Source organism: Syntrophotalea sp. (assembly GCF_050253115.1).
Classification (GTDB): Bacteria; Desulfobacterota; Desulfuromonadia; order Desulfuromonadales; family Syntrophotaleaceae; genus Syntrophotalea; species Syntrophotalea acetylenica.
Genome location: NZ_JBFWJQ010000165.1, coordinates 1 through 3,423, shown reverse-complemented (window position 1 = coordinate 3,423; position 3,423 = coordinate 1). Strand labels below are relative to the sequence as shown.

The 3,423-nt window shown below is 61.4% G+C and carries 4 protein-coding genes; 3 read left to right on the top strand and 1 reads right to left on the bottom strand.

Annotated elements, in window-relative coordinates:
• From AB7E65_RS12275 to AB7E65_RS12265, 3 genes are all read left to right on the top strand, one after another.
• The coding region (locus tag AB7E65_RS12275; protein ID WP_428746058.1) for a 3'-5' exonuclease at positions 1-1,811 on the top strand (1,811 nt) is incomplete at its 5' end.
• Positions 1,812-1,905: 94 nt separating this feature from the next.
• Positions 1,906-2,421: a hypothetical protein gene (locus AB7E65_RS12270; protein WP_072287600.1), complete on the top strand. Its 516-nt coding sequence runs from the start codon at positions 1,906-1,908 to the stop codon at positions 2,419-2,421.
• 147 nt (positions 2,422-2,568) lie between these two features.
• Positions 2,569-2,844, top strand: coding sequence for a DUF4242 domain-containing protein (locus tag AB7E65_RS12265; RefSeq protein ID WP_072287601.1), 276 nt, complete (start codon positions 2,569-2,571; stop codon positions 2,842-2,844).
• 67 nt (positions 2,845-2,911) lie between these two features.
• Here AB7E65_RS12265 and AB7E65_RS12260 read toward each other — a convergent pair.
• Positions 2,912-3,423 (bottom strand): 4Fe-4S ferredoxin (locus AB7E65_RS12260; protein WP_428746057.1); only part of this gene is annotated, 512 nt, incomplete at its 5' end.

The following is a 3,423-nucleotide window of genomic DNA, read 5'->3' as shown; positions in this document are numbered from 1 at the left end:
CCCTGGGCAGCGTGACCTATGCTCCCTCGGTCGCGGCGCGCGAAAGCCTGTCAGGCACGGCGGTGATGTTTCACCCCCAGCCGGAGCGCGACGACCGCGTCGAAGCTTTGCGGGTGGTGGAACTGGTTCGCCAGGCGCGCCGCGATGATCCGCAGGGCACCGTCGCCGTTCTGGTGCGGGCGCGCAGTCACCTCAGGGAAATCCTGCGCGTTTTTCAGCAGGAGGGGCTGCGGTTTCGCGCCCAGGAAATCGATTCTTTGAAAGACAGGCCCATCGCCGGCGATATCTGCGCGCTGACCCGCGCCCTGCTGCATCCCGCCGACCGCGTTGCCTGGCTGGCGGTGTTGCGGGCGCCATGGTGTGGTTTGAGCCTGGCCGATCTTCACGCGCTTTGTGGCGACATGCCGGACGCCACGCTCCCCGAGCTGCTGCGGCAACCGAAGCGGCTGGCGCTGCTTTCCGGCGATGGCCGCAGGCGCCTGGAACGCTGCCTGTCGGTTTTAAACCAGGCTCGCGGCCAGCGCGGGCGGGTGCCGCTGCGCATGCTGGTGGAAGGGGCCTGGCTGGCTCTCGGCGGTCCGGCCTGTCTGGATGAGGCAGGCATGGCCGATGCCGCCACGCTGTTCGGGGTACTGGAAAGGCTCGATCATGGCGGTGACTTGCTGCCGTTGGAAGATCTGGCGGCAAAGCTGGACAAGCTGTTCGCCGCTGCCGATCCCGCAGCCGACGACACGCTGCAGGTCATGACCATCCACAAGGCCAAGGGACTGGAATTCGATACCGTCATTCTGCCCGGATTGGGCCGCAGCCCGCGGGTCGAGGATCCGCCCCTGATGCGCTGGCTCGATCTTCCCGAAGCCGGGTTGCTGCTTGCGCCCCTGGCTCCTCTGGACGGACAGAGTCGCGATCCCATCTACGATGCCATCGGTCGGATTGAAAAGCAGAAGAGCGATCTTGAAGTTTCACGGGTTCTTTATGTGGCGGCCACCCGGGCCAAAAAGTATCTTCATTTGCTCGGGTACGCATCGGTTTCGGCCGCCGGAGATTACCGCCCGGCCTCCGGATCTTTTCTGGAAAAGCTCTGGCCGGCCGTCGAGGCCTGTTTCCAGGGCCTGCCTGCGGAAACGCCGCTTGCCCCGGTCTCGCCGGCATCAGTCATTACGGTGCGGCGGTTGGCTTGCGGATGGACCTTGCCGGAGCTGCCTTCCGGCTGCGACGATGCAGCGGTGGACATTCTGCGGCCCTCCGCGACCGCGACGCATTCCGGACCGGAAACCCTGCTGCCGGAGACCGAGGATGGCCGCCACATCGGAACGCTTGTGCATGCCTGCCTGGAGCGTATCGCAACGGATGGGCTCGATGGGTGGGACCTCGCGCGGGTGGAAAGGCAGCGGCCGAACTTCATTCATCGTCTGGCCCGCTTCGGCGTGGCCCGGGATCGACTGGCCGGGGCTGTGGAATCCGTCGTGACGGCCCTGGTTCTGACCCTCGGCAGCGACCGTGGACGCTGGATTCTCGGCGAGCATGCGCAGGCGGGCTGCGAGATAGCCCTGTCCGGTGTGCTGGATGGCCGCCTGGTACATGCCGAAATCGATCGTACTTTTGTGGATGGCGCTGGAGTCCGGTGGATCATCGATTATAAAACCGTGGACAGCAGGGATGGCGACAGGGAGATCTTTCTGCAACAGCAGGCGCAAATCTACCGGACGCAGCTCGACATCTATGAGCGTCTGTACCGGGCGATGGATCCGGGGCGCGAAGTACGGACGGCATTGTATTTTCCCCTGTTTGATGGTTGGATTACGTTGTAACCCCGGTATGCTATACGGGCCTGCCGGAACCTGAAAAGCCGGATTTGCCGGCTGCGCTTGTTCTTTTTCTTGTTTTCGAAAAGGAGATGTTTCCATGAGACTCGAAACGGTGATGGTCGTGTTCGGTGTGCTGGTCATGCTGAGCGGGTGCGGTAAGAAGGAAGAAACAGTTTACTCCGGCGAGGAGGGCGATGTTACCGTAACGCGGGATGCCGCTGGAGAACCCGACAAAGTAACGGTAACCGGAAAGGAAGGCACCGCCACTATGGAATATGGCAAAACCGTTCTGCCGGAGGATCTTGGCATCTCTCTGTATCCCGGCGCCACAGCGGGGCAGGGCGGCACGATGCAGTTTGAAAACCAGGCCGAGCAGGGGGCCGGCTCGGTTTTTTCGGTTTCCGTGCATAGTAACGACGCGATCGACAAGGTGGCCCAATACTACAAGGAAGAGCTGAAAAACCAGCAGCCCCGGGTGTTCGAAATGGCCATGCCGACCGGCAGGATGGTGACCCTGACCATCGAAAAAGATGCCACGGTCAAAACCATCGTGCTGTCGGAAAACGGGAAACAGGGCGGCACCGACATCCAGATTTCCCGCATCCGGGAATAGCGGATTCCGGCCGTGTCGCAGCCATGCGGCATGCCGTTTTTTTTGATTGCTTCCAGGCCGGAAATGAGGCATTTTGAAACAGTGTTTGATGGATTGCCATCGATCCGGTCGTCATGTGCCTCTTGCCGCCAAGGAAAGGAAAAAAACATGCCCAAATTCATCATCGAACGGGAGCTTCCGGGTGCAGGCAGCCTTTCTGCCCAGGACCTGCAGAACATTTCCCAGTCTTCCTGTGCGATCCTGAACGACATGGGTCCCCGGATTCAATGGCTGGAGAGTTTTGTTACGGCCGACAAGATTTATTGCGTGTATATCGCTCCCGATGAAAATGCCATACGGGAACATGCCCAAAAAGGCGGTTTTCCCGCCAACAGCATCGCCAGAGTAACGACGGTTATCGGACCGACCACCGCGGAAGATTGATCCGCCCCGCCCCTGAATTTAAAAGCCCTGGCCGGCAGTCGAATCGGCCAGGGCTTTTATTGTCTCGTCAGCGCCGCTCTCCGCGAATGCCGATACATACTTTTTGCAGCTCAAGCGGGCTGCCACTTGTTGCCAGAGCCTGCTGCGCCAGCTGTACCAGCCCCGAGCAGCAGGGTACTTCCATATAGGCTACGGTCAGTGACCGTATCTGGTTCTGCGACAGGATGGCCGCGAGTTTTTCCTTGTACTCCGCGGCATCGTCCAGTTTGGGGCAGCCGATAAGCAGCACCTTGCCGGCCAGCAGCTCGCGATGAAAATCGGCGTAAGCAAAGGGGGCGCAGTCAGCGGCCAGCAGCAGATCGGCCTCCTTGAGGAACGGCGCCGTCACCGGAATCAGTTTGAGCTGTACCGGCCAGTTGCCCAGCGCCGACGCCTGCGGCGCCTGCGCGTCCGCCACGACGGGAGTCGGCCGGCTCAACGACATGGTGCGCGCTGAAGGACATCCGCCATGCCCGTGTGCCGGGGGATGGGCGGTGGCGGTTTTGCCGCCGAGTTTTTCCGTCACCGCGGCTTCATCAA